Genomic DNA, 25,108 nt, shown 5'->3' on the forward strand with positions numbered 1-25,108 from the left:
TTGGCGTTCGTGTTCATCGCCCATGACCTGGCGGTGGTGCGGCATTTCTGTCACCGGGTGGCGGTGATGTATCTGGGTCGGGTGGTGGAGATCGGTGAGCGTGCGGAGATCTACGCGCGGCCGCAGCATCCGTACACGCGGGCGTTGCTGTCGGCGATTCCGGATGTGACCCGGTTGGGTCCGGCCGGGCGGATCCGGCTGGCCGGGGACGTGCCGACCCCGTTGGACCCGCCGTCGGGGTGCCGGTTCCGGACCCGCTGCTGGAAGGCCCAGGACATCTGCGCCAGCACCGAACCCGCCCTGGAACCCCGCGCCGGCGGCCGGCAGGCCACCGCCTGCCACTTCCCCGAAACCGGACCGCTCGTCGCCGACGGCGAACCGGGCGTCGGAGCGACGGCCCCGGCGGGGTGAGCCTCCTCCACCCCGCCGGGCTCGCTGAGCCGGGCCGCCGCGGCGGCCCGGCTCACTCCCGGTTCGGGTCGGTGGTCCCGGAGACATCGGCCACGTCGTAACCGGCGCGGCTGATCTCACGCGCCGAACGCCGGTCCTCGGCCGGCAGGTCGGCGAAGTCGTCGCCGACGTCATCGGTGCTGTGCAGCGACTCGCCCGGTGGCCGTAGTGACGCCTCCATGGCGGTGGCGCCGTCCGGCTCGTCCGTGTCGGCCAAATCGAAACGGTGTTCCTCGGTCATGGCGGACTCCTGCCCAGTCAGGCTCTCCGGAAACGTCAGCGGGCCGCGTCCGGGTGACCCGGCATGCTCGACCCGCCGCCGCTGCTGCCCGAGGATCCACCGGCCACGCCCGACCCGTCGTCCTCGGTGACGATGTCCGGATTCGTGGCCGTGCCGTCGGGTGCCGGCACGTCGGTGTCCGCGTCGACCTGGACCAGCCGGGCCTGACCTGCCTCGTCCTCGGCGTGCGCCGGATCGACCGGCTGCACACCCTGTCGCGTTCGGTATCCCATGCCCGCGCCTCCCCGTCGGCGATGGTTCCGGTTCCCCGCACCGGCTACCCGGACGAACCGTGGCGAAACGTCGCCTCCGTGCGGACCCGATCCACGTGTCGGGAACGGCCCGGCAGGCGCGACCTGGATGGTCCGCCGCTGTCGAGCTGCCCCGGCCAGGAGACCGGTGCGGCCCGCCCCAGCTGCGCGGGCAGCTCGACAGGGAGCCTTCCAGGCACTCACCCCGGCGAAGGTGCCGACCGGCGCGGCGTTCAGCGGCGGCGACGCGCCGTGCCGGCGCGGGGGCGCTGCCGGACCGGCGTCAGCGGGAGCGCGGTCCAGTGCGCGGGGCGCGTACGCCCGGGTGGCAGCCTCGTGTGCCGGTCGCCGCGCGCCGCGTCGAGCTGGGACTGGTGCACGAAGTGCGCCCCCGACAGGTCGGCGCCGCGCAGGTCCGCACCGCGCAGGTCGGCGCCGGTCAGGTCCGCCCCGGCGAGATCGGCGCCGCGCAGGTCGGCCCCGATCAACAGCGCGCCCCGCAGGTTCGCCCGCCGCAGGTCGACCCGCCGCAGGTCGGCCCCGAACAGTGCGGCCCCGCGCCGGTCGGCGCCGGGCCGGCCGCCCCGGGCGCGGGCGTGCTCCCCGGCCCGGGACAGCAGCACGTTCACCCGCCCCCGGTGCGCGTCGACGTCCAGCGCCCGCAGGGCGTCCGGACCGGCCCCGGCCAGCCGGTCGGTCTCGGCCAGCGCCCCGGCCAGCGCCGTCCGCAGCTCTGCCGGCGGGTCCAGCGCCAGCGCCTCGGTCAGGTGCCAGAGCAACTCGTGCAGCGGGCGTACGACGGCGAAGGTGTCGAACATGTCCCGGGCGGCCGCCGGGTCGTCCCGCCAGTCCCGCCCGTCGAAGATCGCCTGCGTCACCCGCTGCCCGGCGCCGAAGCAGTCGAAGACCGTGCAGCCCGGGAACCCGCGGTCCCGCAGGTGGGCGTGGATGCCGCAGCGGGAGTCCGGGCGCAGGTTCGGGCAGGGCCGGCCGGCCGGCTTGTCGATCGCGAAGTCCGCCGACGCGGCGAAGGCGGGCGCCACGCAGCAGAGCCCCACGCACCGGGAACAGTCGGCGCGCAGGCCGTCCGGGCCGGTTTCCGTCACGCTTACCGTTTCCCCTGCTGAAGCTGCCTGAAGCGAACGCCCCATTGTCCCACGCGCACGATCGTCGCCCGGCCGCGCGGCGCCCGGGGGAGCGGGCGCCGCGCGGGGAGATCAGAAGGCGAACAGGGCCCCGGTCTCGCGCAGCAGTGCGCACCGGTTGCCGAACGTCTCGGTGTACGACACGGGCCGGTCCCGCCACAGTCCGATCGCACGAACCGTCACCGGCGCGTACTCCAGGGTGCAGAAGCCCGGGTCGACGTCGCTGAGCGCGGCCAGGTTCCCGTCGACGGTGGCGACGTCCTGGCAGGCGGACGCGGCCCGCGGGTGGGTGCCGCCGGTCGGTTCGCACCGCAGCGCGGCCGCCCGCGGCGCGCCGGTGGTGTGGGGCACGACGCTGAGCAGGAGCACCGAGGTGGTGGCCCGCTCGGCGGGCGCGGCGTGGGCGGGGGTGGCCGCGACGGCGAGCGCGGCGGTGCCGAGAACGGCCGCCGCGATGAGCGCGGCGACCCGCTTGGCGAGGGGCATCATGTGTCCTTCCGTCGGGGGCCCCGGGTGGGGGCCGATCGTCGGCCCGACCGTCGTGTGACCGGGCCGACGACCACCCTAGGTGGACACTGTGAACCCTTTTCGTGACCGACTGTTACGTCGGTTCGACCCGCCGCCAGGAGTCGTCGGGCAGCGCCGCGGCCTGCGGGCCCATCAGCAGCATCCCGCCGTCGACCGGCCAGGACGCCCCGGTGACGTACGCGGCGGCGGCGGAGGCGAGCAGGGCCACCACCGCCGCGACCTCCCGCGCGTCGCCGGGGCGCCCGACCGGTACCCCGGGCCGGTCCTGGGTGAAGGGGTCGACGTCCTCCTGCCCGGTCATCGGGGTGGATATCTCGCCCGGCGCTACCGCGTTGACGGTGATCCCGTCCGCCGCCAGTTCCTGCGCCATCACCCGGGTGAGCAGCCCGAGCCCGCCCTTCGCCGCACAGTACGCGGCCGAACCCACCCGTGGCGCGTGCTCGTGCACGCTTGTGATGTTGACGATCCGCCCGCCGAGACCGGCGGCCCGCATCCGGCGCGCCGCCCGCTGCCCGCAGAGGAACGGCCCGTCCAGGTCGACCGCGAGCACCTCCCGCCACTGCTCCCAGCCGGTGTCGACGAACGGTACGGAAGCGCCGGTACCGGCGTTGTTCACAAGCACCCCGATCCCGCCGAGTCGCTCGGCCAGGTCGTCGATCACGGCGGCGGCCCCCGGCAGCCGGGTCAGGTCCATCTCGGCGGTCTCGCACCGCCGCCCGGTCGCGCGGACCTCGTCGGCGGTGCGGCGGGCGCCGTCCGGGTCGCCGTACCAGGTGATGCCGACGTCGAAGCCGGCATCGGCGAGCGCGACGGCGCAGGCCTTGCCGATGCCGGAATCGGCGCCGGTGATGATCGCGATGCGTGGGAAGTCGTCGAAACGCGCAGGCATGCCGGCGCACTACCCGTCAGCTGCGATTGCAACCATCCGTCAAACAGAATCGACGCAGAGGATTGTGCCGCCGATCACCCTCTGGAATCCTCCTGCATGGACGCTGCCAGCGACGGTCGCCAATCCTGGGTGCCGCGCTGCGGCGACGCCTTCTTTCCGGAGGGACCCTCGTGAAGCGCAGACGTCGCCATCTACTCGCAGGACTAGCAGTCGCCGCTCTCGTGGCGACGACGGGTGCCGCTGGCATCCACTTCACCGGCGCCGAGGTGCCGGCCAACGCCGCGGCCGTCGGGGACGGCGAGATGCCGAACGCCCTCGGCGGCCACCTGGAGCGGCTCCGCCGGGCGGCCCCGGGTAACGACGGCATGTCGCCCGACGGGCCCGGCGGCGCCGCCCAGCAGGCGTTCCTCGAGCGGGCGTACCCGGCCGAGGACATCAGCGTGGCCGAGATCGACCGCTCCAAGGCCGCGTACGCGGCGGCCGAGCGACGGTTCCGCGGCTCCGAGCGCTGGACCAGCATCGGCCCGAGCGAGGCGCTGTACCCGTTCACCGAGTACCGCAACGCCTTCAACTACGTGCCCAACGAGTACGTCGCGGGCGGCCGGGTGACCTCCCTGGACATCAGCCCGGACTGCAACAAGCTGCTCTGCCGGGCGTACGCCACGCCCGCCGGCGGCGGCGTCTGGGGCACGCTCAACATCCTCGCCGCCGAGCCCAAGTGGTTCTACCTGGGCGGGCCGCTGGGAATCAACGCGGCCGGCTCGGTCAAGATCGACCGTAACGACCGGCACGGCCTGACCATCTACGTCGGCACCGGCGAGGCGAACACCTGCGGCTCGGGCTGCGTCGCCGGCGTCGGCCTCTACAAGTCGACAAACGGCGGTCTGACCTGGCAGGGGCCGCTCGGCAAGGACGTGCTCTCCGGCAAGGGCATCGCCGAGATCACCATCGAGCCGGGCGACCCGAAGACGATGTACGTCGCCACCACCATCGCGCTGCGCGGCATGTCGAGCGCCTGCTGCACGGGCGTGACCCGGCCGGTGCCGGACGCCGCGAAGTGGGGTCTGTACAAGACCACCGACGGTGGCAAGAACTGGACGTTCATCCACAACGGCTCGACGAACGCCGCCGACTGCACCGGCAGCGCCGCGGAGTACGCGAACACCGCCACCTGCTCCCCGCGCGGCGTGCGCTACGTCAAGCTGGACCCGAAGAACTCCGACATCGTGTACGCGTCCTCGTACGCCCGCGGTGTCTGGCGCTCGCCGGACGCCGGCGCGACCTGGACGCAGATCAAGCCGTCGCTGAACCCGGCGGTCTTCCAGACCCGCGCCGCCATCGACGTCACCGCCCTGCCCAACGGCAAGACCCGGATGTACGTCTACGAGGGCAATATCGGCAACCCGTACTCGCGGCTGTTCCGCAGCGACGACGTGGCCACCGGCGCGCCCACCTTCACCGACCTGACCAGCTCGAACCCGGCCGACCCGGGCTTCGCCACCTACAACCAGTGCACCGGCCAGTGCTGGTACGACGTGTTCGTGTACACGCCGGCCGGGCACCCGGACATCGTCTACACCGGTGGCTCCTACGTCTACGGCGAGACGGTCGCCCACAAGCGGGCGGTCATCCTCTCCACCGACGCGGGTGTCAGCGGCACCGACATGACCTACGACGGCACCGACGAGCTGCACCCGAACGGCCTGCACCCGGACCAGCACGCGCTTGTCACCAACCCGCGCAACCCGTACCAGTTCTTCGAGGCCAACGACGGCGGCATCATGCGCTCCACCGGCCAGTTCGTCGACCGCTCCGCCTGGTGCGACAACCCGGACCGCAACCTCACCACGCAGGCCCAGAAGGACCGCTGCAAGCAGATGCTCTCGAAGATCCCCGCCAAGCTGGAGGGCGTCAACAAGGGCATGAACACGCTGCAGTTCATCAGCCTGTCGGTCAGCCCGCACGACGTGAACCTGCTCCAGGGCGGCACGCAGGACAACGGCACCTGGGAGAACAAGGGCGAGCGCCGGCGCTGGGTCAACACGATGATCGGTGACGGCGGCGCCTCCGGCTTCGACGTCGGCAAGCCGGAGTTCCGCTTCCACACCTTCTTCGACGTGTCGCCGGAGGTGAACTTCAACAACGGCGACATCGGCAGCTGGATCTGGACCGCCGACCCGATCTACGGCCAGCCGGGCAGCCTGTTCTACGCCCCGGTGATCAGCGACCCGAAGGTCAGCGGCACGATGTTCGCCGGCACCGCCCGCACGGTCTACCGCACCAAGACCTTCGGTCTGGGTGACCGGACCCTGGCGGAGGCCGACCGCATCTGCAACAGCTGGACCGGCACGTACGAGGCCCAGTGCGGTGACTGGGCGGAGCTGGGCACCACCCGGCTCACCGACGCCGCCTGGGGTGACCGGGCCGGCGGGGCCGTCTCGGTGGTCCAGCGGGTCGACAGCAACTCGTCGACCGCGTACGCGGCCACCAGCACCGGCCGGGTCTTCGTCACGCAGAACGTCGACGCCGAGCCGGCCGCCGCGGTGACCTGGACCCGGATCGACAACGCCAGCACGCCGAACCGCTTCGTGACCAGCATCCACATCGACCCGGCCGACCCGAACCGGGCGTGGGTGTCCTACAGCGGTTTCAACTCGAACACCCCGGCCACCCTCGGTCACGCGTTCGAGGTGACGGTGGACGGCACGGCGGCCACCTGGACCGACCGGTCGTACGACTTCGGCGACCAGCCGATCACCGACCTGGTCCGCGACGACGTCACCGGTGACCTGTACGCGTCCACCGACTTCGGGGTGCTGCGCCTGGCCAAGGGCGGGACGAGCTGGGTCAAGGCGGCCGGCGGCATGCCGAACGTCGAGGTCGCCGGGCTCACCATCGTGCCGGGCAAGCGGATCCTCTACGCCGCGTCGCACGGCCTCGGCGCCTGGCAGCTCAAGTTGAAGTAGGTACGTCATCAACGGCACCAACCGGGTGGGGGGCCGCGCGAGCGGCCCCCCACCGCTGCCCGAGGCGGCCGGCCGGATCTGGCACACCCTCGGCGCGGCGTTCGTCATCCTCGTCTTCGTCCCGCCGCTGCTGCTGCTGGTCTCCGGCTCGCTCACCGAGCCGGGCCTGCCGCCGTCGCCGACGCCGCAACTGGTCCCCGACCCGGTCTCCACCGACGGCTACCGGCGGGCCGTCGAGATCGGCGGCCTCTTGCGCGCCTCGCTCAACTCGGTGCTGGTCGCGGTCGTCGCGGTGCCGCTGAGCGTGCTGGTCGCCTCGCTCGCCGGCTTCGCACTGGCCCGGGTCGCCCCGCGCACCACCGCCACTGTCGTGGCGGCCTCCCTGGTCGCGCTGATGGTGCCGGCCACCGCGCTGCTCGTACCCCGGTTCGCGATCTTCCGCGCGCTCGGGCTGACCGATACGCTGGTGCCGTTGATCGCTCCGGCGTTGCTGGGCACCTCCCCGCTGTACGTCCTGGTCTACTACCTGGCCTTCCGGGCGCTGCCGCGGGACCTCTACGACGCCTGCCTGGTGGAGGACCTGTCCCCGATGCGTACCTGGTGGCGGGTGGCCCTCCCGCTGGTCCGCCCGGTCACCGCCGCGCTCACCGCCCTCACCTTCGTGCTGACCTGGTCGAACTTCCTCGACCCGCTGATCTACGTGTACGACCGCGACCTGTTCACCCTGCCGCTGGCGCTGCGCTCGCTGTCGGTGCTGGACCCGACGAACTTCCCGGTGTTCCTGGCCGGGGCGGTCCTCGCCACCGCGCCGGCGCTGCTGGTGTTCGTGCTCGCCCAGCGGCGCTTCCTCCACCACGACGATCCGACGGGACGGGACCGCCCATGAGGCCGAAGGCTCTGTTCGCGCTGCTGCTCACCGCCGTGCTGCTCGCCACCGGCTGCGGCGCCGGCTCGTCCGGCGACGCGAAGGGCCCGGTGCAGCTGCTGGTCTTCGGCGCTCCCGAGGAGCTGGCCGCGTACCGCACCTTGACCGAGGCGTACGAGAAGGCCCGGCCCGGGGCCGAGGTGCAGCTGGTCGAGGCGAGCGACCGCAAGGACCTGCTGGCCCGGCTCGCCACCGCGGTCGCCGGGGGCGCCCCGCCGGACCTGTTCCTGATGAACTACCGCTTCTACGGCCAGTTCGCCGCGAAGAACGTCGTCGAGTCCCTCGACGAGCGGATCGCCGCCTCCGACAGGATCGACCCGGCCGACTACTACCCGGTGGCGATGGACGCCTTCAAGTGGGGAGGCAGGCAGCTCTGCCTGCCGCAGAACGTGTCGAGCCTCGCCGTCTACTACAACCGGACGCTGTTCGCGAAGTACGGGGTGGCGGAGCCGAAGACCGGCTGGACCTGGAACGACATGGTCGGCACCGCGATCGCGATGACCCGGGACTCCCGCGGCGTGGTGGTGAAGGGCACCGAGAGCGAGGGCGCCGCCGTCCGCCCGGTCGTGCACGGGCTCGGCGTCGAACCGTCGATCATCCGCCTCGCCCCGCTGGTGTGGTCCAACGGCGCGGAGATCGTCGACGACCTCGACAAGCCGACCCGGCTCACCCTGGACACCCCGGCCGCCCGCGACGCGCTGAAGAACCTCGTGGACCTGCGCCAGGCGTACGGGGTGGTGCCGACCGACGAGGAGGTCGAGGCCGAGGACGACGAGTCCCGCTTCGCCAACGGGCGCCTCGCCATGCTCATGTCGTCGCGCCGCTCCACCACCACGTTCCGCTCGATCATCGACTTCGAGTGGGACGTGGCGCCGCTGCCGGTCTACCAGAAGCAGGTCGGTGTGCTGCACTCCGACGCGTACTGCATGACCCGGGGCGGGAAGCGCAAGGACGCCGCGTGGCGGTTCCTGGAGTTCGCCATCTCCGAGGAGGGGCAGCGGATCATCGCCGCCACCGGCCGCACGGTGCCGTCGCACATCGGCGTCTCCGAGTCGGCGGCGTTCCTCGGCCCGTCCCAGCCGCCGCGCAGCGCCAGGGTGTTCCTCGACGCGATCCCCACCGTGCGCGCGCTGCCGACCGTCTCCACCTGGCCGGAGATCGAGGACGTCACCTACGGGATCCTGGAGAACGCCATGCACCGCGGCGACCGGCTCGACGACGTCATCCGTGACCTGGATCAGCAGACCCGTCCGCTGTTCGCCCGCGGTGAGCACGGGTGAGCGAGGCGGGTCTGGACCTGGTCGGGGTGAGTGCCGCGTACCGCGGCGCCACCGTCCTGCACGAGGTGGACCTGGCCGTCGCCCGGGGTGAGCTGCTCGTGGTCCTCGGCCCGTCCGGTGCGGGCAAGTCGACCGTGCTGCGGGTGGTGGCGGGCCTGGAGCCGGTCACCGGCGGCCGGGTCCGCATCGCCGGCCGGGACGTCACCGAGGCCCGCCCCGGCCTGCGCAACGTCTCCATGGTCTTCCAGTCGTACGCGCTGTTCCCGCACCTCACCGTCGCCGAGAACATCGCCTTCGGGCTCGAGGTCCGGGACACCCCGCGGGCGGTGGCGCGGGAGCGGGCCCGGACGGCGGCCGAGGCGGTGGGCTGCGCCGACCTGCTGTCCCGGCGGCCGGGTCAGCTCTCCGGTGGGGAGCGGCAGCGGGTGGCGCTGGCCCGGGCGCTGGTCCGCGAACCGGACGTGTTCCTGCTCGACGAGCCGCTGTCGAACCTCGACCTGGCCCTGCGGGTGGAGATGCGCGCCGAACTGCGGGCGCTGCACGACCGGCTCGGCGCCACGATGGTGCACGTCACTCACGACCAGACCGAGGCGCTGGTGCTCGCCGACCGGATCGCGGTGCTCCGCGACGGCCGGGTCGAGCAGGTCGGCACCCCGGACGAGATCTGGCGTACGCCGGCGAGCACGTTCGTGGCGCGGTTCGTCGGCTCACCGGCGATGAACCTGCTCGCCGCCGACGGCCCGGTCCGTCCCACCGGGGCGGCGCCGCCCGGCGTACCGGGCGAAGGCGTGGAGATCGGCTTCCGCCCGGAGGCGGTGGTGCTGGACGCGGCGGAGGGCGCCGCGGCGACCGTGGACCGGGTCGAGGTGGTCGGCGAGGACGCGTACGCCTACCTGAGCCTCGCCGCGGGGCCGGCGGTGGTGGCGCGGGTGCCGGCCGCCCGCCGCCCGGCCCGGGGCGAGTCCGTCCGGGTCGGGGTCGGCTGGGCCGACACGCACGTCTTCCACGCCGACTCGGGCCTGCGGTACGACCCGTGACCCGGCCCGACACCCGTTCCCGCCGGCATTTGGCGTTGATGCTGGCGCCGTACCTGGTCGGCCTGGTCGGCCTGGTGCTGCTGCCGGCCGCCGTCACGCTGGCCCTGGCGTTCACCGAGTACGACCTGGTGAACCCGCCGAGCTGGGCCGGGCTGGGCAACCTCACCGAGCTGTCCGGCGACCCGGTGTTCCGGGTGTCGCTGACCAACTCGCTGGTGTTCGCGCTGGTGGCCGTACCCCTGCGGGTGCTGCTGGCGCTCGGCCTGGCGCTGCTGCTGCACCGCCGGGCGTTCGGGGTCGGCACCGCGCGGGCCGCCGCGGTGCTGCCGACGGCGGTGCCGGAGATCGCCTACGGCCTGCTCTGGCTCTGGCTGTTCAACCCCCTGTACGGCCCGATCAACCAGTTGCTGCGGCTGGGCGGGGAGAACGGGCTGACCGTGCTCGGCCGCACCCCGCCGCAGTGGCTGACCGACCCGACCGACGCGCGGGCCGCGATCATCCTGATGAGCGTGTTCACCATGGGGGAGACCTTCGTGGTGCTGCTGGCCGCCCGGCGGTCCCTGCCCCGGGACGTCTACGAGATGGCCGCGCTGGAGGACGCCACCGGCTGGGACGTGTTCCGCCGGATCACCCTTCCGCTGATGGCGCCGGTGCTGGCCCTGCTCGCGGTGCGGGACGTCATCGCGAGCCTGCACTTCTCCTTCGTGCCGGCGTTCGTGGTGACCGACGGCGGCCCGCCCCCGTACGCCACCACGTACCTGTCGCTGTTCATCTACCGCACCGGGTTCGAGTACCTGCGCTACGGCTACGCGGCCGCCGCGACGCTGGTGATGATCCTGCTGACGGTGGCGGCGGTGGTGGTGCAGTGGCGGCTGTTCCGCCGCTACCGCGCCTTCTACCGGCTCTGACCGGGTTGCCGCCGCGCCGACAGGACGGAGGTTGGTCTGATGGGTGGCGAGTTGCCGGGGCCGCTGCCGTTCGGGGCGCGCACCCTCACCGGCACGGTGGAGCGGGTCGGGGACTGCACCATGCTGTTGGTCGGCGGGCGGCGCTGGGCGTTGACCGGTGACGTGGCGGCGGCGCTGAGTCCAGGTGACCGGGTGACCGTGCGTGGCCACCTGGCCCCCCGGCCGGCCGCGTGCGGCGAGTGGGACCTCGCCCAGACCGTGGCGGTGATCCGGGCCGACCCGGCCTGACGGCGACGGCCCGTCCCCGGCGGGTGACGCCTGCCGGTTCCCGGCGTGTAACGTCCGTCCGACCGGGTAGGTCGCGCGGATGGAGCTGGTCGCAGAGTCGCCGTACCGCTTCCGAATCGACCGGCACGACCCGATGCGGGTGCCGGGGGTGGTCTTCGCGTCCGAGTCGCTGCTGCCCGACGCCGGCGCCGACAAGTCGCTGGAGCAGGTCGCCAACGTGGCCACCCTGCCGGGCATCGTCGAGGCCTCGTACGCGATGCCGGACGTGCACTGGGGTTACGGCTTCCCGATCGGCGGGGTGGCCGCCACCGACGTCGAGGCGGACGGGGTGGTGTCGCCGGGCGGGGTGGGCTTCGACATCTCCTGCGGCGTCCGGCTGCTCGCGGCCGACCTCGACCTGGCCGGGCTGCGTCCCCGGCTGGACGCGGTGATGGACGGCCTGGGCGAGTCGACGCCGCGCGGGATGGGCAAGGGCGCGGTGTGGCACCTGACCGGCCGCGCGGAGCTGGACGGGGTGCTGCGCGGCGGTTCCCGGTACGCCGTCGAGCGCGGCTTCGGGGTCGAGCGGGACCTGGCGCGCTGCGAGGATCACGGCGCGGTGGACGACGCCAACCCGGCCGAGGTGAGCGAGCGGGCGATCGAGCGCGGCGCGAAGCAGGTGGGCAGCCTCGGTTCCGGTAACCACTTCCTTGAGGTGCAGGCCGTCGAGGAGGTGTACGACGAGGCCGTCGCCACCGCTTTCGGCCTGCGACCCGGCCAGATCTGCGTCATGATCCACTGTGGCTCGCGGGGCCTGGGCCACCAGATCTGCACCGACTACGTGCGCCGGATGGAGAAGGTCATGCGCCGGTACGCCATCCACGTGCCGGACCGGCAGCTCGCCTGCGCCCCGGTCGCGTCGCACGAGGGTCGGGCCTACCTCGGGGCGATGGCGGCCGCCGCCAACTACGCCCGGGCCAACCGCCAACTGCTCACCCACGCGGCCCGGGGCGTCTTCCGCCGCGTCACCGGCAGCGACCTCGACCTGGTCTACGACATCTCGCACAACCTCGCGAAGATCGAGACGCACGGGACCGACGGGGACGCGCGGCGCCTCTGCGTGCACCGCAAGGGCGCCACCCGGGCCCTGCCGCCGCGGCACCCGGACCTCCCCCGGGACCTGCGCGACGCGGGCCAGCCGGTCCTGATTCCGGGCTCGATGGGCACCGGCTCCTACGTGCTCACCGGGGTGCCCGGCTCGCCGGCGTTCGCGTCGACCTGCCACGGCGCGGGCCGCGTGCAGAGCCGCAAGCAGGCGGTCCGGGCCGAGCGCGGCCTCGACCCGCGCCGCCAGCTCGCGGAGCAGAACATCGCCGTACGCGGTGCCTCCCGGCGTGGGCTGGCCGAGGAGATGCCGGCGGCGTACAAGGACATCTCGGCGGTGGTCGAGGCCGCCGAGGGCGCGGGACTGTGCCGGAAGGTGGCCCGGCTGGTGCCGATCGGCGTGGTCAAGGGCTGAGCCGGGCGTGGCCGAGGGCTGAGACCGCTACACGTCAAGGGTCACCGCGCAGGACCAGCCCGGCCCGTCCGGGCCGAACCGCAGCTCGTGCAGCGCCACCGCCTTCGGCACGGCGCCGATCAGCTCCACCGCGTCCGTGTCGACGGTGTGCCAGCGCACCCGTAACCCGCCGTCGCCGTCGTCGGCGACCTCGGTACGCAGCGGCAGCTCACCGGCGGTGTCCAACCGGAAGATCACCTCGTCCAGGACGTCCACGAGCAGGTCCTCGTCGTCCTCGGCGCGGACGTGGAACTCCCGCTCGGCCGTGGGCCGGGCCGCACCCGGGTCGGTGAACGTGTCGACGAGGGCGACCACCGCCTCGGCCACGCAGGCCTCCCGTGTCGGCGCCCACGCCTCGATCCGCACGTCCGCGGTGTGCGGGACGCACCGGTGACCACGCTCGGGCCGTCGGTCCATGCCTCCGATCATCCGGCACGGCCGCCCCGGCGCGGCCCCGTTCCGGCTCGGGGGCAACCCGGAGAGAACCCCGGATTCCGGCCGCGACCGTGGCGGCACGGCAGATAGGAAGGCAGGCTACAGGTACTGGCTCTACTGGAGGTGCCAACGTGCCCGCCCGACGACGTCCCCTGACCCGTCTGCTGCTCGGCGTGCTCGCCGTCAGTCTCGTCCTCTGCTGCGGTGGTGTGGCGGCCGGGGGCTGGGCGCTCGCCCGCGCCGGCACCGACACCGTCGGTCAGGTGGAGTTCACCCGCCCGCTCGCCGTGCCACCGCTGGCCGGGTCCCGCGTCGACGACCGCGGGCGGCGCGTGTTCGACCTGCTCGCCCGGGAGGGCAGGCGCGACTTCCGGGGCGACGGCCGGCAGACCCGTACCGCCGGCTTCGACGGCGACTACCTCGGGCCGACCCTGCGGGCCCGGCGCGGCGAGCAGGTCGTGGTGAACGTGGTGAACCGCCTCGCCGAGCGCACCAGCGTCCACTGGCACGGCATGCACCTGCCGGCCCGGATGGACGGCGGGCCGCACCAGTCGATCCGCCCCGGCGCGACCTGGTCACCCACCTGGACGGTCGATCAGCCGGCGGCCACCCTCTGGTACCACCCGCACCCGCACGGCGAGACCGAGGACCACGTCTACCGGGGCCTGGCCGGCATGTTCATCGTCGACGACGACCGGGAGGCGGCGCTGTCCCTGCCGCGCCGCTACGGCGTCGACGACGTACCGGTGATCGTGCAGGACCGCAGCTTCAGCCGCAGCGGCGAGTTCACCAAGACCCGCAACTCGATAAACGCGATCGGCGTCCTCGGCGACACGCTGCTGGTCAACGGCACGGTCGGGCCGTACCTCGACGTGACCACCGAGCGGGTCCGGCTGCGGCTGCTCAACGGCTCCACCGCCCGGCTGTACGACTTCGGCTTCGCCGACGACCGGCCGTTCGACATGATCGCCAGTGACGGCGGGTTGCTGCCGCGCCCGGCCCGCCTCACCCGGATCCAACTGTCGCCCGGCGAGCGGGCCGAGATCGTGGTGTCCGTCCGGCCCGGGGAGCGGGTGACCCTGCGCAGCACCGGCCCGGACCTGGGCGCCGGCTTCCTCGCCGACCGGTTCGCCGGTGGCCGGGACCGCTTCGACGTGCTGCAACTGCGGGCCGCCGACCGCCTCGCCCCGTCCCCGGCCGTGCCGCGCACCCTGGTCCCGCTGCAGCGGCTCGACCCGGACACGGCCAGCGACACCCGCCGGCTGGAGTTCGCCGGCCGGTCGATCAACGGCCAGTCGATGGACCTGGGCCGGATCGACTTCGCCGTCACCAGGGACACCACCGAGGTGTGGGAGGTGGCGAACATCGACGGCACGCCGCACAACTTCCACGTCCACGACGTGCAGTTCCAGGTGCTCTCCGTCGCCGGGGAGGCGCCGCCGCCGGAGCTCGGCGGCTGGAAGGACACCGTCTACCTGGCGCCGCATCGTCCGGTCCGGATCGCGCTGCGTTTCCGCGACCACAGCGACCCGGACGTGCCGTACATGTACCACTGCCACCTGCTCTACCACGAGGACGCCGGGATGATGGGTCAGTTCGTGGTGGTCGAGCCGGGGCAGCGGCCGGGCCGCCCGCCCACGCACAGCGCCCACGGCGGGCACGGCTGACCGTCGTACGCGGGGCGGCGCGGCGCCGCCGTCCCGCGTACGGTCGGCCGGTGCGGATCATCAAGTACACCCACTCCTGCGTACGCCTGGAGACCGGCGGCGGCGTCCTCGTGATCGACCCGGGCACGTGGAGCGAGCCGGCCGCGCTGGCCGGGGCCGACGCCGTGCTGGTCACCCACGAGCACACCGACCACGTCGACGTGCTGCGCCTGGCCGGGCTCGGCGTGCCGGTCTTCGCCCCGGCGGGCGCGCGGCTGCCCGGCCCGGTGCCGCTGCCGGTCGTCCCGGTCACGGCCGGGCAGCGGTTCACCGCGGCCGGCGTGGAGGTGACCGCCACCGGCGGCCGGCACGCCACCATCCACGGTGGCCAGCCGGACTGCGCGAACCTCGGCTACCTCGTGGCGGACGCGGTCTACCATCCCGGCGATTCACTGCACCCGCCCGGCCGCCGGGTGGCGACCCTGCTCGTACCGGCGCAGGCGTCCTGGCTCAAGCTCACCGAGGCGATCGACTTCGCCGTCGCCGCCGGCGCGGCCCGGACGGTGGCGATCCACGACGCCCAGCTCAACGAGCGGGGCCTGGCCAGCGTCAACGGCTGGTTCGGCGAGACCGTCCCCGGCTACCGGTACCTCGCCCCCGGCGAGTCCGCCGACGCGGGGACCTGACGCGCCGGCTCACACCTCCACCCGCGGGGCGGCCCCGGTCAGGACGAACCGTCGCGGGTCCGCCCCCCATCCCCGCCGCAGTTCGCCGGTCAGGGTGTCCAGCAGCCGGGGGACGTCCCGGCCGGCGGCGCCGTGCAGGGCCTCGACCACGACCAGAACCCGCGAGGTGCCCTCGCGCAGGGCCGACCACCCACTCTGCCGGTTGGTCCAGCGCCGGGCGTGGGCCCGGCCCGCCTCGTCGGCGAAGATCACCTCGCCCGGGTCGGGGCGCTCCTCGAACCCGGTGAACGTCAGGTACCGCTCGTCGCCCCGGGCCGGCCGGACCTCGATCCCGCCGGCGACGTGGTCGACGTCGAGGATGCCGACCGGGATCGCGTAGGCGGCCGAGACCGCGTTGCCCAGGTCGACCAGGGGATGCACCGACGGCAGTTCGCCCTCCGTGCGCAGCCGCCGCAGCAGCGACTCCGCCGCGCACCGGTAGCGGGTCGGTGCGAGGCCCATCCGGCTGAACGCCCGCCGCCAGGCCTGGATCTCCGGGAAGGCGCCCTCGGTGCCGGTCGCCAGTCGTTCGCGGGCCACCGCGTGCAGGTCGGCGAGCGGGAGGGCCGTTCGCGGCGGACCGGCGACGCCCTCGGCGTACAGGACCCCGGCGACCAGCCCGGGGTGCTCGGCCCGGATCCGGTTCGAGTGCTCGAAGTACATGTCTGACCGTCCGCTCAGGCTTCGGCGCGGGCCAGCAGCAGGCCCAGCGCGAGGAACGAGCCGGCGAAGCTCCGGCGCAGCCAGCCGAGCACCCGCGGCCGGTCCAGCACGTGCCGGCGCACGGCCGCCGCACCGAGCCCGTACGCCGTGAACACGACGAGGGTCACCAGCATGAACACCGCGCTCAGCCCGAGCATCGCCGGGACCGCGTCCGGCCGGCCGGGATCGACGAACTGCGGCAGGAACGCCACGAAGAAGATCGTCAGTTTGGGGTTGAGCAGGTTCATCAGCGCCGCCGACCCGACCGTGCGGGCCACCGACCGGGCCGGCGCCGACGGGCCGTCCGCGACAAGCGCACGCCGATCGCGCCAGGTCGCGACCGCCAGCCACAGCAGGTACGCCACGCCGAGGTACTTCAGCACCCCGAAGACGAGCGCGCTGGAATGCAGCAACGCGGACAGCCCGGTCACCGCGGCCGCGAGGTGCGGCACGATGCCGACCGTGCACCCGACCGCGGCCACCAGGGCGGAACGCCGGCCGCCGGAGAGGGCGGCGGAGAGGGTGAACAGCACCCCGGCGCCGGGAGTGGCGACCACGACGAGGGTGGTCACGACGAAGGCGATTGTCATGGCTCCACCCTGCCGGCACGATGGTCCGGTGCGCAGTGCCAAAACCGCGCCCCAGGAGGGGACCAAACCCGGCTCGGACTTCCTGTACCTGGACATCGCCGAGGCACCGCCGGGCGGCCGGACCGACTGGCTCGCCGGCCGGCTGCGGGCGGCCATCGCCGACGGGCGCATCCCCGTCGGCAGTCGCCTGCCTGCCACCCGGGTGCTCGCCGCCGACCTCGGTGTCTCCCGAGGCGTCGTCGTCGAGGCGTACCAGCGGATGGTGGAGGAAGGGCAGGTGGCCGGCCGGGGGCGCGCGGGCACGGTGGTGGTCGCGGCGCCGGCCGCCCCGCCGGTCCCCGCCGCCGCGCCCGCGCCGACCCGACTGTTCCCGCCGGCCCCCGGCACCGACATCTTCGACGCGGTGCGCGCGGCGCCGGCGCGCATCGACCTGACGCCCGGCGTACCCGATTTGGCCGCCTTCCCGCGGGAAGCCTGGCTGCGCGCCGAACGGACCGTGCTGCGCAGCCTGGTCGCGGCCGACTTCGGCTACGGCGACCCGCGCGGAGCGCCCGCGCTGCGGCGGGCCGTCGCGGCCTGGCTGGCCCGGTACCGGGGAATCGTCGTCGACCCGGCCGAGGTGCTCGTCACCACCGGCGTCTCCCAGGCACTCGGCCTGCTCGCGCAGGCGCTGCGCGGCGTCGGCGTCACCCGCGTCGCGGTCGAGGACCCGGGTTCACTCGGCGTGCGCCAGCACCTGAACAACTGGGGCGTCGAGACGCCACCGGTCCCGGTGGACTCCGCCGGCCTGCGGGTGGACGAGTTGGCCGCCGGTGACGTGCCCGCCGTGATGCTCACCCCGGCGCACCAGTTTCCGACCGGCGTGGTGCTCGACGGGGGCCGCCGCCGCCGGCTCGCCGCCTGGGCCCGGGCCGGCGGACTGGTCATCGAGGACGACTACGACGCCGAGCACCGGTACGACCGGCCGCCCGTGCCGGCGTTGCGGGCCACGCTGCCCGAGCACGTCTGCTACGCCGGGAGCGTCTCCAAGCTGCTCGCCCCGGCGCTGCGCATCGGCTGGCTGCTCGTGCCCGCGCGGCACCGCCCGGCGGTGGTCGACGCCCGCCGCAACGCCGACCTCGGCAACGCGGTGCTGCCGCAGCTCGTGCTCGCGGAGCTGATGACCTCCGGAGCGCTGGAGCGGCAGCTTCGCCTCCTGCGGCGGCGGCACGTCCGGCGGCGGGACGCGATGATCGCGGCGATCGCCCGGCACCTGCCCGGCGCCACGGTGCACGGGGCCGCCGCCGGGCTGCATTTGACGGTCACCCTCGACTCGGCGGTGCCGGACACCGAACTGGCGACGGCGGCCCTGGAGCGGGGCGTGAAGGTGCAGCCGCTGTCCTGGCACCGGCAGCGGCCCGGCCCGCCCGGCCTGGTCCTCGGGTACGCGGCCAACCCGGCTTCCGCGATCGAGGCGGGCCTCGCCGTCCTCGGCGAGGTGCGCCGGCGTCGACCATGATCCGGCCCCGCTCCGCCTGTTCCGGCGGCACTGAGCCGGGCACCGGCGACCGTCAGCCGGTCGCCCCGGGAGCCGGCCGGGCATCGCGCGGCACGCCGGTGGACGGCGTCCTGGGTGTGGGCGCCGGCGGTGCTCCGTCCTCGCCGCCGAGCCGCGCGTCGGCGGCCGCCTGACCGTCGCCGTCGCCAGCGGCCTCGCAGACCGCCGCCGCGTCCACCCAGTGCCGGCGGGCCTCGTCCGCGTCGCCGAGGACGTCGGCCGCGTCGCCCAGGTACAGCAGCGTGCGGCCCAGCCCGGCGGTCGGCTGTCCGCCTTCGCGCAGCCGCCGGCTCTCGGCAAGCATCTCGTACGCCTGCCGAGCCTGCCCGGGCGCGCTGGCCAGCAGCGTCGCTCCCGCGTTGAGCAGCGCGACGGCCCGGTTCGTCGCGTCCGTCACCGCGCCGTACTCCCGCAGCGCCGCCCGCCACGCCTGCGCCGCGTCGAGGTGCTCGCCCAGCTCCGCGTGGACCAGCACCAGGTTCGTCAGCGCGGCGGCGTAGCCCCGGGCGTCGCCGAGCGAGCGGAACGTGTTGGCCGCCCGGACCAGGTGGTGGTGGGCGACCTCGAACTCCCCCCGGGCCAGCCGCGCGGCGCCCAGCCCGAGGTCGGTCAGCGCGTGCCCGGCCCGGTCGGCGCCGGAGCGGTGCCGCCGGGACAGCTCCAGGTGCTCCACCGCGTCGTCGAGCTGCCCCAGGTCGAGCAGAACCAGGCCGAGGTTCATCCGGGCCTGCGCGATGCCCCGTCGGCTGCGCTCGGCCACCGCGAGACTCAGCGCGGTCGCCGCCCCCTGCGGGTCGTGCCGGCGCCGGCGCAGCACGCCCAGCTCGTTGTGCGCCCAGCCGGCGATCTCCGGCCGGTCCCCGGCGGTGGGGGTGGCGAGCACCGTCCGGCACACCTCCTCCCACTCGGCGAGGCGCTCCACGTGCGCCAGCCACCCGCACAGCGCCACCGCCAGCCGGAACCACCAGCGGCGTACCCGGCGCGGCAGCGACTCCACCGCCCCGGCCGGCACCCTGACCACCGCCAGCAGCAGCTCCTGGTGCAGGTCGAACCAGCCGTACGGGTCGTCGTCCAGCGACAGCGTCCGGTCCCGGTCCAGGGTGGCGGCGGCCACGACCAGGTTCGCGGCGTGCCGCTCGGCCCGGCGGGCCAGGTGCCGGGTGAGCCGGGTCTGCGCGGTGACCCGCCGCCGCGCCGACCCGCCCGCGCGCAGGTGCAGGCGCGCGTACGGGGCGAGCAGCGGGCGGACCTCGTAGCGGTCGCCCTCCGCGCCGGTCACGAAGCCACCCGTCGCCAGCTCGTGCAGCAGCGGGGCGACGCGGTCCGGGCGGCGGGCGGCGAGCGCGGCGATCGCCGGGCGGTCCAGCGGCGCCGGGCTGAGCGACATCAGCCGCCACAGCCGTCGTGCCTCCGCGCTCAACGCGTGGTACGCGGTGTCCCGCGCGGTGACCAGCAGCGTCGCGGGGGAGGCGGCCACCTGCTGGTGCGGGGCGGTCTCGACGGCGCGGCGCAGAGCGTCGAGCACGTCGGCGTGCCGCCAGCCGTGCTGGGCGGTCCGCCGGCCCAGCTCGGCGACCGTACGCGGCTGGCGGCCGCACAGCTCGACGACCGTGCGTACCGCCGGGTCGGTGCGAGGGTCCGGCCGGTGCGGCCGGGCGACCGGCGCCGCGGCGCCCGCGGCGGCGAAGATGTCCACCGCGTCGTCGGGACCCGGCTCGAAGAGCCGGTGGGCGGTGACCCCCTCCTGCGCCTCGAGCGCGCCGGTTCCGGCGAACAGCAGCCGGCAGGTCCGGGCGGTCGGCGGCAGCAGGGCCCGGACCTGGGCGGGATCGTCCACGTTGTCGAGCACCAGCAGGACCCGCTGGCCGTCGAGCTTGCCGCGCAGGCCGTCGGCCGCCTCGACCAGGTCGTCGGGCCGGCCGCTCGCCGGGGCGCGGGTGTTCAGGATCCGGGCCAGCGCGGTCAGCACGTGGTACGCCGACCGGGGCCGCCCGCGGCGACGCAGGTCCAGGTAGTAGCAACCGTCGGGGAAGTCCTCCCGGCACAGGTTCGCGGCCTGGACGGCGCACGAGGAGGTGCCCACCGCCCGCCGGCCCACCACGGCGACCGCGTGCTCGTGCCGCAACGCGTCGACGACCGCCGCCACGTCGTCCGCGCGGCCGGTGAGGCCCGCCGGCCACGGAAGGGTCGGCGCCCCGACCGCCGGCGCGGACTCCTCGGGCTCCGGTGCCGCCGCCTGGTCGCGCTGGTAGCGCCGCCACTCGACGACGACGGCGGCGGCCAGACCGAGCACGATCACCGCGGCGCTCGCCGAGCCGAGCTGCGTCACCGACAGCTCGGAGAGCAGGTTGCCGGTGACGTTGCCGAGCACGGCGCTCACCGTGCCGCCGAGCACCCCGCCGACGGCCAGCAGCAGGCTCAGCCGCCGCGGCCGGCGGGACCGGCGGGCCGGCGGGCCGGTCACCGCACACCTCCGGCGACCAGGCCGGCCACGAGCTGCCGGCGGGCCAGCACCACAAGCAGCACCGGAAGCACCGAGGCGAGCACCGAGCCGGCGGCGAGCATCCCGCTGCCGGCGACGAACCCGCGGGTCTGCCCGGCCAGGAACAGCCCCAGCGGCAGCGTCCCCGGCCCACTGAACAGCAGCCCGACCACCAGGTCGTTCCACACCTGCACGAACTCCAGCACCGCCACCGCGATCACCGCGGGCCGGCTGTGCCGAACCAGCAGGCGCAGCGTGCCCCACCAGTGCCGGCCGCCCACCCGGGCCGCCCGCACCTGCTCGGCGGGCAGATCGGCGAACGCGTTGCGCAGCACCAGCACGGCGAACGGAAGCCCGAGGGCGACGTGCACCAGCGCCAACCCACGGGACGTGCCCGAGGACAGCACCACGCCGAGCACCTCGTTCACCGGGCCGGCGATGACCTGCACCGGCACCACGCTGGCGGCCATCAGCAGCAGCCCGGTCGCCTGCGCGGCCGGCCCGGTCAGCCAGGCCAGCGGGTACGCGGCGAGCAGCGCGACGGCCAGCACCGCGACGGTGACCACGGTGGCCAGGACGAGAGTGAACCCGAGAGTGCGCCACAGGTCGCCGCCCGCGGCAAGCGACCGGTAGGAGTCGAGGCTCGGCGGGCTCGACCACCAGCCGCGGGTGGCCGCGTCCACCGGGCGTTGCAGCGACGTCGCGACCAGGACGCCCAGCGGCAGCAGCCAGGCGACGAGGGCCCCCGCCGTGAGCAGCCGCGCCACCCGGCGAGGGGCGGGCGCCGCGGGTCCGGGTCGCGCCGCCGTGGGCTGGCGCGGCGGCGGCCACGCCTGCCGGACGAACAACGCCGCGACCAGCATGCCGGCGGCCACCGCCACCAGCCACACCACGCCGAGGGCCGCGCTCTCGCCGGTCGTCTCCCCGCCGGAGGTCTGCCACACCCGCAGCGCGAGCACCGACGCCTCGTCACGCACCGAACCGGGCGTCATGACCAGGATCAGGTCGAAGGTCCGGCTGGTCGCGAGCGCGGCCAGGGCGAAGACCACCGCGACCGTACGCAGCAGCAGCGGTCGCCACTGCGCGTCCCAGAGCACGTCCCGGCGGCCGCCGCCGTGCGCGCGGACCGCGTCGGCCAGGCTCGGCGGCACCGCGTCCAGCGCGGCCCGGAACACCACCACGGCGAGCCCGACCCAGGCCCACACGAACGCCGACATCAGCGCCACCGTGACCAGCCCGGGGCCGAGCAGCTGCGGCAGCTCCTCCGCCGGCCGCCCGGTGAGCCGGGCCAGCAGCGAGGTGGCCAGCCCCCGCCGCGGGTCCGGGTCGTACATCAGCCGGAACGTGACCCCGGTGACCACAAGCGGCAACGCGGTCGGCACCACCAGGACCAACCGGAGCAGCCAGCCCTCCCGCGAGCGGAGCGAGGCGGCCGCGAGCAGGTAGCCGAGCCCGGTCACCACGGTCGGCACCAGCAGCGCCCACAGGATCGTCCGGCCCACGACCGCGCCGGTGCCGGGCGCGGCGAGCGCGGCACGGAAGTGCTCCGCACCCACCCAGCGGCCGTCAGCGGTGACGCTGGCGTGCACCGTCCGCAGCACCGGCCAGGCCACCAGGCCGCCGAGCAGCAGCAACGCGGGCAGCAGCAGCGTCGAGGTCGCGCCCGCCGCCGGGTAGGCACGCCCACGCCGGGGCGGACCGACGTCGTCGAGGACGGCCAGCTCGCCCAGCAGGGGCGCCCGGCTCATCGCCCGCGCTCCGCGGCCCGGGCCTCCGCGGCCCGGGCCTCCGCCGCCAGCTGGCCGGTGGCGCGCCGCACCGCCTCCGCCGCGGCGACGCCTCCGGTCACGTCGGCGAAGAAGTCCTGCATGATCCGCCAGATGCCGACGCCGTCGGTGCCGGTGAACGGCCCGGGCAGCCGGTCGGACAGGTCGAACCGGACGGTGCCGGCGGTACGCAGCTCGGCGGCGAACCGCCGCCGGACCGGATCCGGGTACGCCTCCAGCGGGACGGTGACGTTGGGGGAGAGATATCCGCCGGCGCGCAGCCACGGCGTGAAGCTGGCACCGTCGCTGAGCCACCGCACCAGCTCCACCCCGCGGGTCGAATCGGCGAAGGCGACCGCCGCGTCGCCGCCCAGGATGAGCGGACGCTCGGCCGCCCGCGAACCGGGGAACCGGAAGGTGGCCGGCGCCTCGCCGCCGCCCCGGAACCGGGCGTCGACCGCCTCGACGAAGTCACCCTCGAACACCATCGCCGCCTGCCGGTGGTGGACCACCTGGATCACCGACTCCTCGAACTGGGTGAGCAGGGCCCGCCGCCCGCCGCCGGGGAAGGCGCCGGCGACGCTCCACAGCTCGGCCAGCCGCTCCAGCGCGTACCGGACCGGGCGGCCCCGCCAGTCCGCCCCGCCGCCGGCCAGCGCCTCGTACTCCCCGGGCGCGGCGACGTCGGCCAGGACGTTCTCGAACCAGTCGGTGAGCACCCACCCGTCGGCCGCGCCGATCGCCAGCGGCGCCGGCCCGGCGCCGGCCCGGGCCCGCGCGCCGAGCCGGCGGGTGATGGTGACCAGCTCGTCCCAGGTGCCCGGCGGCTGCGCGAGCGTGGACGGGAAGTACCAGAAAAGCGACTTGTGCGCGGCCTTGACCCACACGCCGTACCGCCGCCCGCCCCGGGAGAGCAGGTCGGCCATGCCGGCCGGCACCGCGTAGCTGGCGGCCGGCGTGACCTCCCGCAGCCAGCCGCGCCGCGCGTACTCGGTGACCAGGCCGGAGCGGGGCAGGATCGCGACGTCGGGGCTGGTGCCGGCCAGCCGCCGGGCGGACAGGAACGCGTCGATGTCGTTGCCCGCGCCGAGGACCTGGACCGGGGCGCCGTAGCGGGCCACCACCTCCCGGAACCGGGCCAGCTCGCCGCCGCTCCAGACCACGACCACCTGCACGGAGCGCGCCGGCCCCGCGCACGACGTCGCGGCCGTCGCGCTCACCGCGGCGGCGGCGCGCAGAAGCGTACGCCGGCGCAGCCGGCCCGCTGCCGTCACGGGCGCGCCCCGGCGTCGGCCGCCCCCTCGACGTGCACCCGGTCGGGGATCTCGGCCAGCACCTCCGGGTCGGCCGAGCAGACCAGCACGGCGACGCCGGGGGTGCCGGGCAGCGACAACCGGTCGAGCAGGTCGCCGAGCCGGCCACCGCCGGCGACACCGGCGGGCAGGTCGACGACAAGCGCCTCGGGCAGGCAGGCCAGCGCCCGGGCGAGGGCCACCCGGAACCGCTGCGCGTCGGAGAGCAGGTGCGGCCGCAGCTCCAGGGTCGGGGCGAGTTCGAGCCTGTCGACGACGGTCGCGGTCCAGTCGTCGGCCACCTCGCGCACCCGCTCCCGCCTGCGCTGCCCGTAGGAGATGTTGCGCCGGACGGTCAGGTGGGGCAGCAGGGCGCCGCCAGCCGGCACGTACCCGATCCGGCGGCGCAGCGGCGGCAGCCCGGTGACGTCGCGGTCGCCGACCAGGACGCGGCCCGCCACCGGCGCGGCCAGCCCGGCGACGACCCGGGCGATCGCGGTGCCCAGCCGGGGCTCGGCCACCAGTGCGGCGGTCGCGCCGGCGGCCACGCGCAAGGTGACCGGCGGGACCGCGGGCACGGCGGCGAGTTCGCACAGGCGTAACACGAGCCTCACCTCCCGTGACCGGACCGTCGCTCCCAGCGTGTCACACCGGAGCGACCCGAGGGGTACGCGACCCTCCGTTGTGGAGGTCTGCGGCACGCTGATCGCCGTCCGGGCCGGGCCCGGGCGTTAAGAAGGGGCCCTTCCGCTACCGGAGGCGTTAACAGGGGGCCCTTCCTTGTAGATGGCGGCCAGCCAGACGTCGAGCAGCACGTCGACCACGTCCGGTTCGGCCACCGCCGGGCCGTCGCCGGCGAAGGTGGCGTACCAGACCCGCTCGTTCATCGAGTTGAGCGCGATGGCGAGGTCGCGGGCGGGCAGCCCGTCCGGCGCCGCGCCCCGGCGGCGCTCGGCCTCGACCGCACCCTCGATGGCCCGTACCCAGTGCTCCATCACCGCGGCCCAGAGCCGGCGGACCTCGGCGTTGGTGCCGCGCACCTGCGCGCACGCCAGCACCACGGCCCGGTGGGCGCCGAACGTCTGGTGGAACCGGTCGATCAGCTCCCGCCAGCGGGCCCGGGGGTCGCCGGCGAGGCGGTCGAGCACGTCACCGGCGGCGGCGTTGGCCTCCTCGATGACCCGGTCCAGCAGGGTCAGCAGGACCGCGTCCTTGCCGGGGAAGTAGAAGTAGAACGTCGGCCGGGAGATCCCGGCGCCCCGCGCCAGGTCGTCGATCGAGATGTCGGCGAACGAACGCTGCGCCAGCAGCCGCTCGGCGGTGGCGAGGATGGCCGACTCGCGATCGTCGCCCGAGGTCCGAGCCGCGCGGCGGCCCCGTGCCGACGCGGCCGCGATGGATGTCATGACCGTGGATGTTACACCCGCTCGACAGGGTGTCGATTCTTCT

General features: G+C 74.8%; 24 protein-coding genes. 11 read left to right on the plus strand and 13 right to left on the minus strand.

From position 1 onward, the window contains the following. Window positions 1-411: oligopeptide/dipeptide ABC transporter ATP-binding protein (locus ABTW87_RS11575; RefSeq protein ID WP_350650743.1), on the plus strand; the 411-nt coding region annotated here is incomplete at its 5' end. Between the two features lie 52 nt (window positions 412-463). Here ABTW87_RS11575 and ABTW87_RS11580 read toward each other — a convergent pair. From ABTW87_RS11580 to ABTW87_RS11600, 5 genes are all read right to left on the minus strand, one after another. Beyond that, complete coding sequence (locus tag ABTW87_RS11580; protein WP_350650744.1) at window positions 464-691, minus strand: hypothetical protein; 228 nt, start codon at window positions 689-691, stop codon at window positions 464-466. Between the two features lie 35 nt (window positions 692-726). Further along, entirely contained in the window at window positions 727-963 is a 237-nt protein-coding gene (locus ABTW87_RS11585) for a preprotein translocase YidC (protein ID WP_350650745.1), read from the minus strand. Window positions 964-1,214: 251 nt separating this feature from the next. Next, complete coding sequence (locus tag ABTW87_RS11590; RefSeq protein ID WP_350650746.1) at window positions 1,215-2,087, minus strand: pentapeptide repeat-containing protein; 873 nt, start codon at window positions 2,085-2,087, stop codon at window positions 1,215-1,217. Between the two features lie 111 nt (window positions 2,088-2,198). Continuing rightward, window positions 2,199-2,612 carry an SSI family serine proteinase inhibitor gene (locus tag ABTW87_RS11595; protein WP_350650747.1) on the minus strand — a complete coding sequence of 138 codons (414 nt, stop codon included), beginning with the start codon at window positions 2,610-2,612 and terminating at the stop codon, window positions 2,199-2,201. 115 nt (window positions 2,613-2,727) lie between these two features. Next, window positions 2,728-3,543 (minus strand): SDR family oxidoreductase, encoded by an 816-nt coding sequence (locus ABTW87_RS11600; RefSeq protein ID WP_350650748.1) that lies wholly within the window; start codon window positions 3,541-3,543, stop codon window positions 2,728-2,730. Window positions 3,544-3,713: 170 nt separating this feature from the next. Between ABTW87_RS11600 and ABTW87_RS11605 the strand changes: the two genes are divergently transcribed. The 7 genes from ABTW87_RS11605 (at window position 3,714) to ABTW87_RS11635 (ending at window position 12,445) form a co-directional block, all read left to right on the plus strand. Then, a complete protein-coding gene (locus ABTW87_RS11605) occupies window positions 3,714-6,509 on the plus strand; it encodes a WD40/YVTN/BNR-like repeat-containing protein (protein ID WP_350650749.1) in 2,796 nt (931 codons plus the stop codon). Between the two features lie 25 nt (window positions 6,510-6,534). Beyond that, a complete protein-coding gene (locus tag ABTW87_RS11610) occupies window positions 6,535-7,395 on the plus strand; it encodes a carbohydrate ABC transporter permease (RefSeq protein WP_350650750.1) in 861 nt (286 codons plus the stop codon). Further along, complete coding sequence (locus ABTW87_RS11615) at window positions 7,392-8,714, plus strand: ABC transporter substrate-binding protein (protein WP_350650751.1); 1,323 nt, start codon at window positions 7,392-7,394, stop codon at window positions 8,712-8,714. The genes ABTW87_RS11610 and ABTW87_RS11615 overlap by 4 nt, the downstream gene beginning before the upstream one ends. After that, the gene (locus ABTW87_RS11620) at window positions 8,711-9,751 is read left to right on the plus strand and encodes an ABC transporter ATP-binding protein (RefSeq protein WP_350650752.1); all 1,041 of its coding nucleotides are present in this window, start codon (window positions 8,711-8,713) and stop codon (window positions 9,749-9,751) included. The genes ABTW87_RS11615 and ABTW87_RS11620 overlap by 4 nt, the downstream gene beginning before the upstream one ends. A gap of 38 nt (window positions 9,752-9,789) precedes the next feature. Beyond that, window positions 9,790-10,659: a carbohydrate ABC transporter permease gene (locus ABTW87_RS11625; protein ID WP_350650920.1), complete on the plus strand. Its 870-nt coding sequence runs from the start codon at window positions 9,790-9,792 to the stop codon at window positions 10,657-10,659. A 39-nt stretch (window positions 10,660-10,698) separates the two neighbouring features. Then, on the plus strand, window positions 10,699-10,947 hold the full coding sequence (locus ABTW87_RS11630; protein ID WP_350650753.1) for a DUF5818 domain-containing protein: 249 nt from the start codon (window positions 10,699-10,701) through the stop codon (window positions 10,945-10,947). A 79-nt stretch (window positions 10,948-11,026) separates the two neighbouring features. Further along, a complete protein-coding gene (locus ABTW87_RS11635) occupies window positions 11,027-12,445 on the plus strand; it encodes an RtcB family protein (RefSeq protein ID WP_350650754.1) in 1,419 nt (472 codons plus the stop codon). A 27-nt stretch (window positions 12,446-12,472) separates the two neighbouring features. Here the strand turns inward: ABTW87_RS11635 and ABTW87_RS11640 are convergent, their stop codons facing one another. Continuing rightward, the gene (locus ABTW87_RS11640; RefSeq protein WP_350650755.1) at window positions 12,473-12,901 is read right to left on the minus strand and encodes an archease; all 429 of its coding nucleotides are present in this window, start codon (window positions 12,899-12,901) and stop codon (window positions 12,473-12,475) included. A 149-nt stretch (window positions 12,902-13,050) separates the two neighbouring features. Between ABTW87_RS11640 and ABTW87_RS11645 the strand changes: the two genes are divergently transcribed. Together ABTW87_RS11645 and ABTW87_RS11650 are read left to right on the plus strand one after the other, a co-directional pair. Further along, on the plus strand, window positions 13,051-14,586 hold the full coding sequence (locus ABTW87_RS11645; protein ID WP_350650756.1) for a multicopper oxidase family protein: 1,536 nt from the start codon (window positions 13,051-13,053) through the stop codon (window positions 14,584-14,586). Between the two features lie 50 nt (window positions 14,587-14,636). Continuing rightward, window positions 14,637-15,251, plus strand: a complete 615-nt coding sequence (locus tag ABTW87_RS11650) for an MBL fold metallo-hydrolase (RefSeq protein WP_350650757.1) — start codon at window positions 14,637-14,639, stop codon at window positions 15,249-15,251. Between the two features lie 9 nt (window positions 15,252-15,260). Here ABTW87_RS11650 and ABTW87_RS11655 read toward each other — a convergent pair whose 3' ends face one another. Together ABTW87_RS11655 and ABTW87_RS11660 are read right to left on the minus strand one after the other, a co-directional pair. Then, the gene (locus ABTW87_RS11655) at window positions 15,261-15,953 is read right to left on the minus strand and encodes a B3/B4 domain-containing protein (protein ID WP_350650758.1); all 693 of its coding nucleotides are present in this window, start codon (window positions 15,951-15,953) and stop codon (window positions 15,261-15,263) included. Window positions 15,954-15,967: 14 nt separating this feature from the next. Continuing rightward, window positions 15,968-16,582 carry a LysE family translocator gene (locus tag ABTW87_RS11660; RefSeq protein ID WP_350650759.1) on the minus strand — a complete coding sequence of 205 codons (615 nt, stop codon included), beginning with the start codon at window positions 16,580-16,582 and terminating at the stop codon, window positions 15,968-15,970. Between the two features lie 28 nt (window positions 16,583-16,610). Between ABTW87_RS11660 and pdxR the strand changes: the two genes are divergently transcribed. After that, entirely contained in the window at window positions 16,611-18,080 is a 1,470-nt protein-coding gene (gene pdxR, locus ABTW87_RS11665) for a MocR-like pyridoxine biosynthesis transcription factor PdxR (protein WP_350650760.1), read from the plus strand. 52 nt (window positions 18,081-18,132) lie between these two features. Here the strand turns inward: pdxR and ABTW87_RS11670 are convergent, their stop codons facing one another. The 5 genes from ABTW87_RS11670 to ABTW87_RS11690 form a co-directional block, all read right to left on the minus strand. Beyond that, complete coding sequence (locus ABTW87_RS11670) at window positions 18,133-20,583, minus strand: tetratricopeptide repeat protein (protein ID WP_350650761.1); 2,451 nt, start codon at window positions 20,581-20,583, stop codon at window positions 18,133-18,135. Then, on the minus strand, window positions 20,580-22,349 hold the full coding sequence (locus tag ABTW87_RS11675) for an ABC transporter permease subunit (protein ID WP_350650762.1): 1,770 nt from the start codon (window positions 22,347-22,349) through the stop codon (window positions 20,580-20,582). Before ABTW87_RS11675 ends, ABTW87_RS11670 begins: the two co-directional genes overlap by 4 nt. Beyond that, complete coding sequence (locus tag ABTW87_RS11680) at window positions 22,346-23,641, minus strand: extracellular solute-binding protein (RefSeq protein WP_350650763.1); 1,296 nt, start codon at window positions 23,639-23,641, stop codon at window positions 22,346-22,348. Before ABTW87_RS11680 ends, ABTW87_RS11675 begins: the two co-directional genes overlap by 4 nt. Continuing rightward, the gene (locus ABTW87_RS11685) at window positions 23,638-24,264 is read right to left on the minus strand and encodes an ATP-binding cassette domain-containing protein (protein ID WP_350650764.1); all 627 of its coding nucleotides are present in this window, start codon (window positions 24,262-24,264) and stop codon (window positions 23,638-23,640) included. The genes ABTW87_RS11680 and ABTW87_RS11685 overlap by 4 nt, the downstream gene beginning before the upstream one ends. A 126-nt stretch (window positions 24,265-24,390) precedes the next feature. Then, window positions 24,391-25,065 (minus strand): TetR/AcrR family transcriptional regulator, encoded by a 675-nt coding sequence (locus tag ABTW87_RS11690; protein WP_350650765.1) that lies wholly within the window; start codon window positions 25,063-25,065, stop codon window positions 24,391-24,393. Window positions 25,066-25,108: the final 43 nt, after the last annotated feature.

The organism is Micromonospora sp. NPDC126480 (assembly GCF_040302465.1).
In the GTDB taxonomy this organism is placed as follows: Bacteria; Actinomycetota; Actinomycetes; order Mycobacteriales; family Micromonosporaceae; genus Micromonospora.

What these genes read in the sequence shown, in the direction of transcription:
- ABTW87_RS11580 (WP_350650744.1), bottom strand. Translation starts at nt 691, where the DNA reads ATGACCGAGGAACACCGTTTCGATTTGGCCGACACGGACGAGCCGGAC.
- ABTW87_RS11585 (WP_350650745.1), bottom strand. Translation starts at nt 963, where the DNA reads ATGGGATACCGAACGCGACAGGGTGTGCAGCCGGTCGATCCGGCGCAC.
- ABTW87_RS11595 (WP_350650747.1), bottom strand. Translation starts at nt 2,612, where the DNA reads ATGCCCCTCGCCAAGCGGGTCGCCGCGCTCATCGCGGCGGCCGTTCTC.
- ABTW87_RS11600 (WP_350650748.1), bottom strand. Translation starts at nt 3,543, where the DNA reads ATGCCTGCGCGTTTCGACGACTTCCCACGCATCGCGATCATCACCGGC.
- ABTW87_RS11615 (WP_350650751.1), top strand. Translation starts at nt 7,392, where the DNA reads ATGAGGCCGAAGGCTCTGTTCGCGCTGCTGCTCACCGCCGTGCTGCTC.
- ABTW87_RS11625 (WP_350650920.1), top strand. Translation starts at nt 9,790, where the DNA reads ATGCTGGCGCCGTACCTGGTCGGCCTGGTCGGCCTGGTGCTGCTGCCG.
- ABTW87_RS11630 (WP_350650753.1), top strand. Translation starts at nt 10,699, where the DNA reads ATGGGTGGCGAGTTGCCGGGGCCGCTGCCGTTCGGGGCGCGCACCCTC.
- ABTW87_RS11635 (WP_350650754.1), top strand. Translation starts at nt 11,027, where the DNA reads ATGGAGCTGGTCGCAGAGTCGCCGTACCGCTTCCGAATCGACCGGCAC.
- ABTW87_RS11640 (WP_350650755.1), bottom strand. Translation starts at nt 12,901, where the DNA reads ATGGACCGACGGCCCGAGCGTGGTCACCGGTGCGTCCCGCACACCGCG.
- ABTW87_RS11655 (WP_350650758.1), bottom strand. Translation starts at nt 15,953, where the DNA reads ATGTACTTCGAGCACTCGAACCGGATCCGGGCCGAGCACCCCGGGCTG.
- ABTW87_RS11660 (WP_350650759.1), bottom strand. Translation starts at nt 16,582, where the DNA reads ATGACAATCGCCTTCGTCGTGACCACCCTCGTCGTGGTCGCCACTCCC.
- ABTW87_RS11675 (WP_350650762.1), bottom strand. Translation starts at nt 22,349, where the DNA reads ATGAGCCGGGCGCCCCTGCTGGGCGAGCTGGCCGTCCTCGACGACGTC.
- ABTW87_RS11690 (WP_350650765.1), bottom strand. Translation starts at nt 25,065, where the DNA reads ATGACATCCATCGCGGCCGCGTCGGCACGGGGCCGCCGCGCGGCTCGG.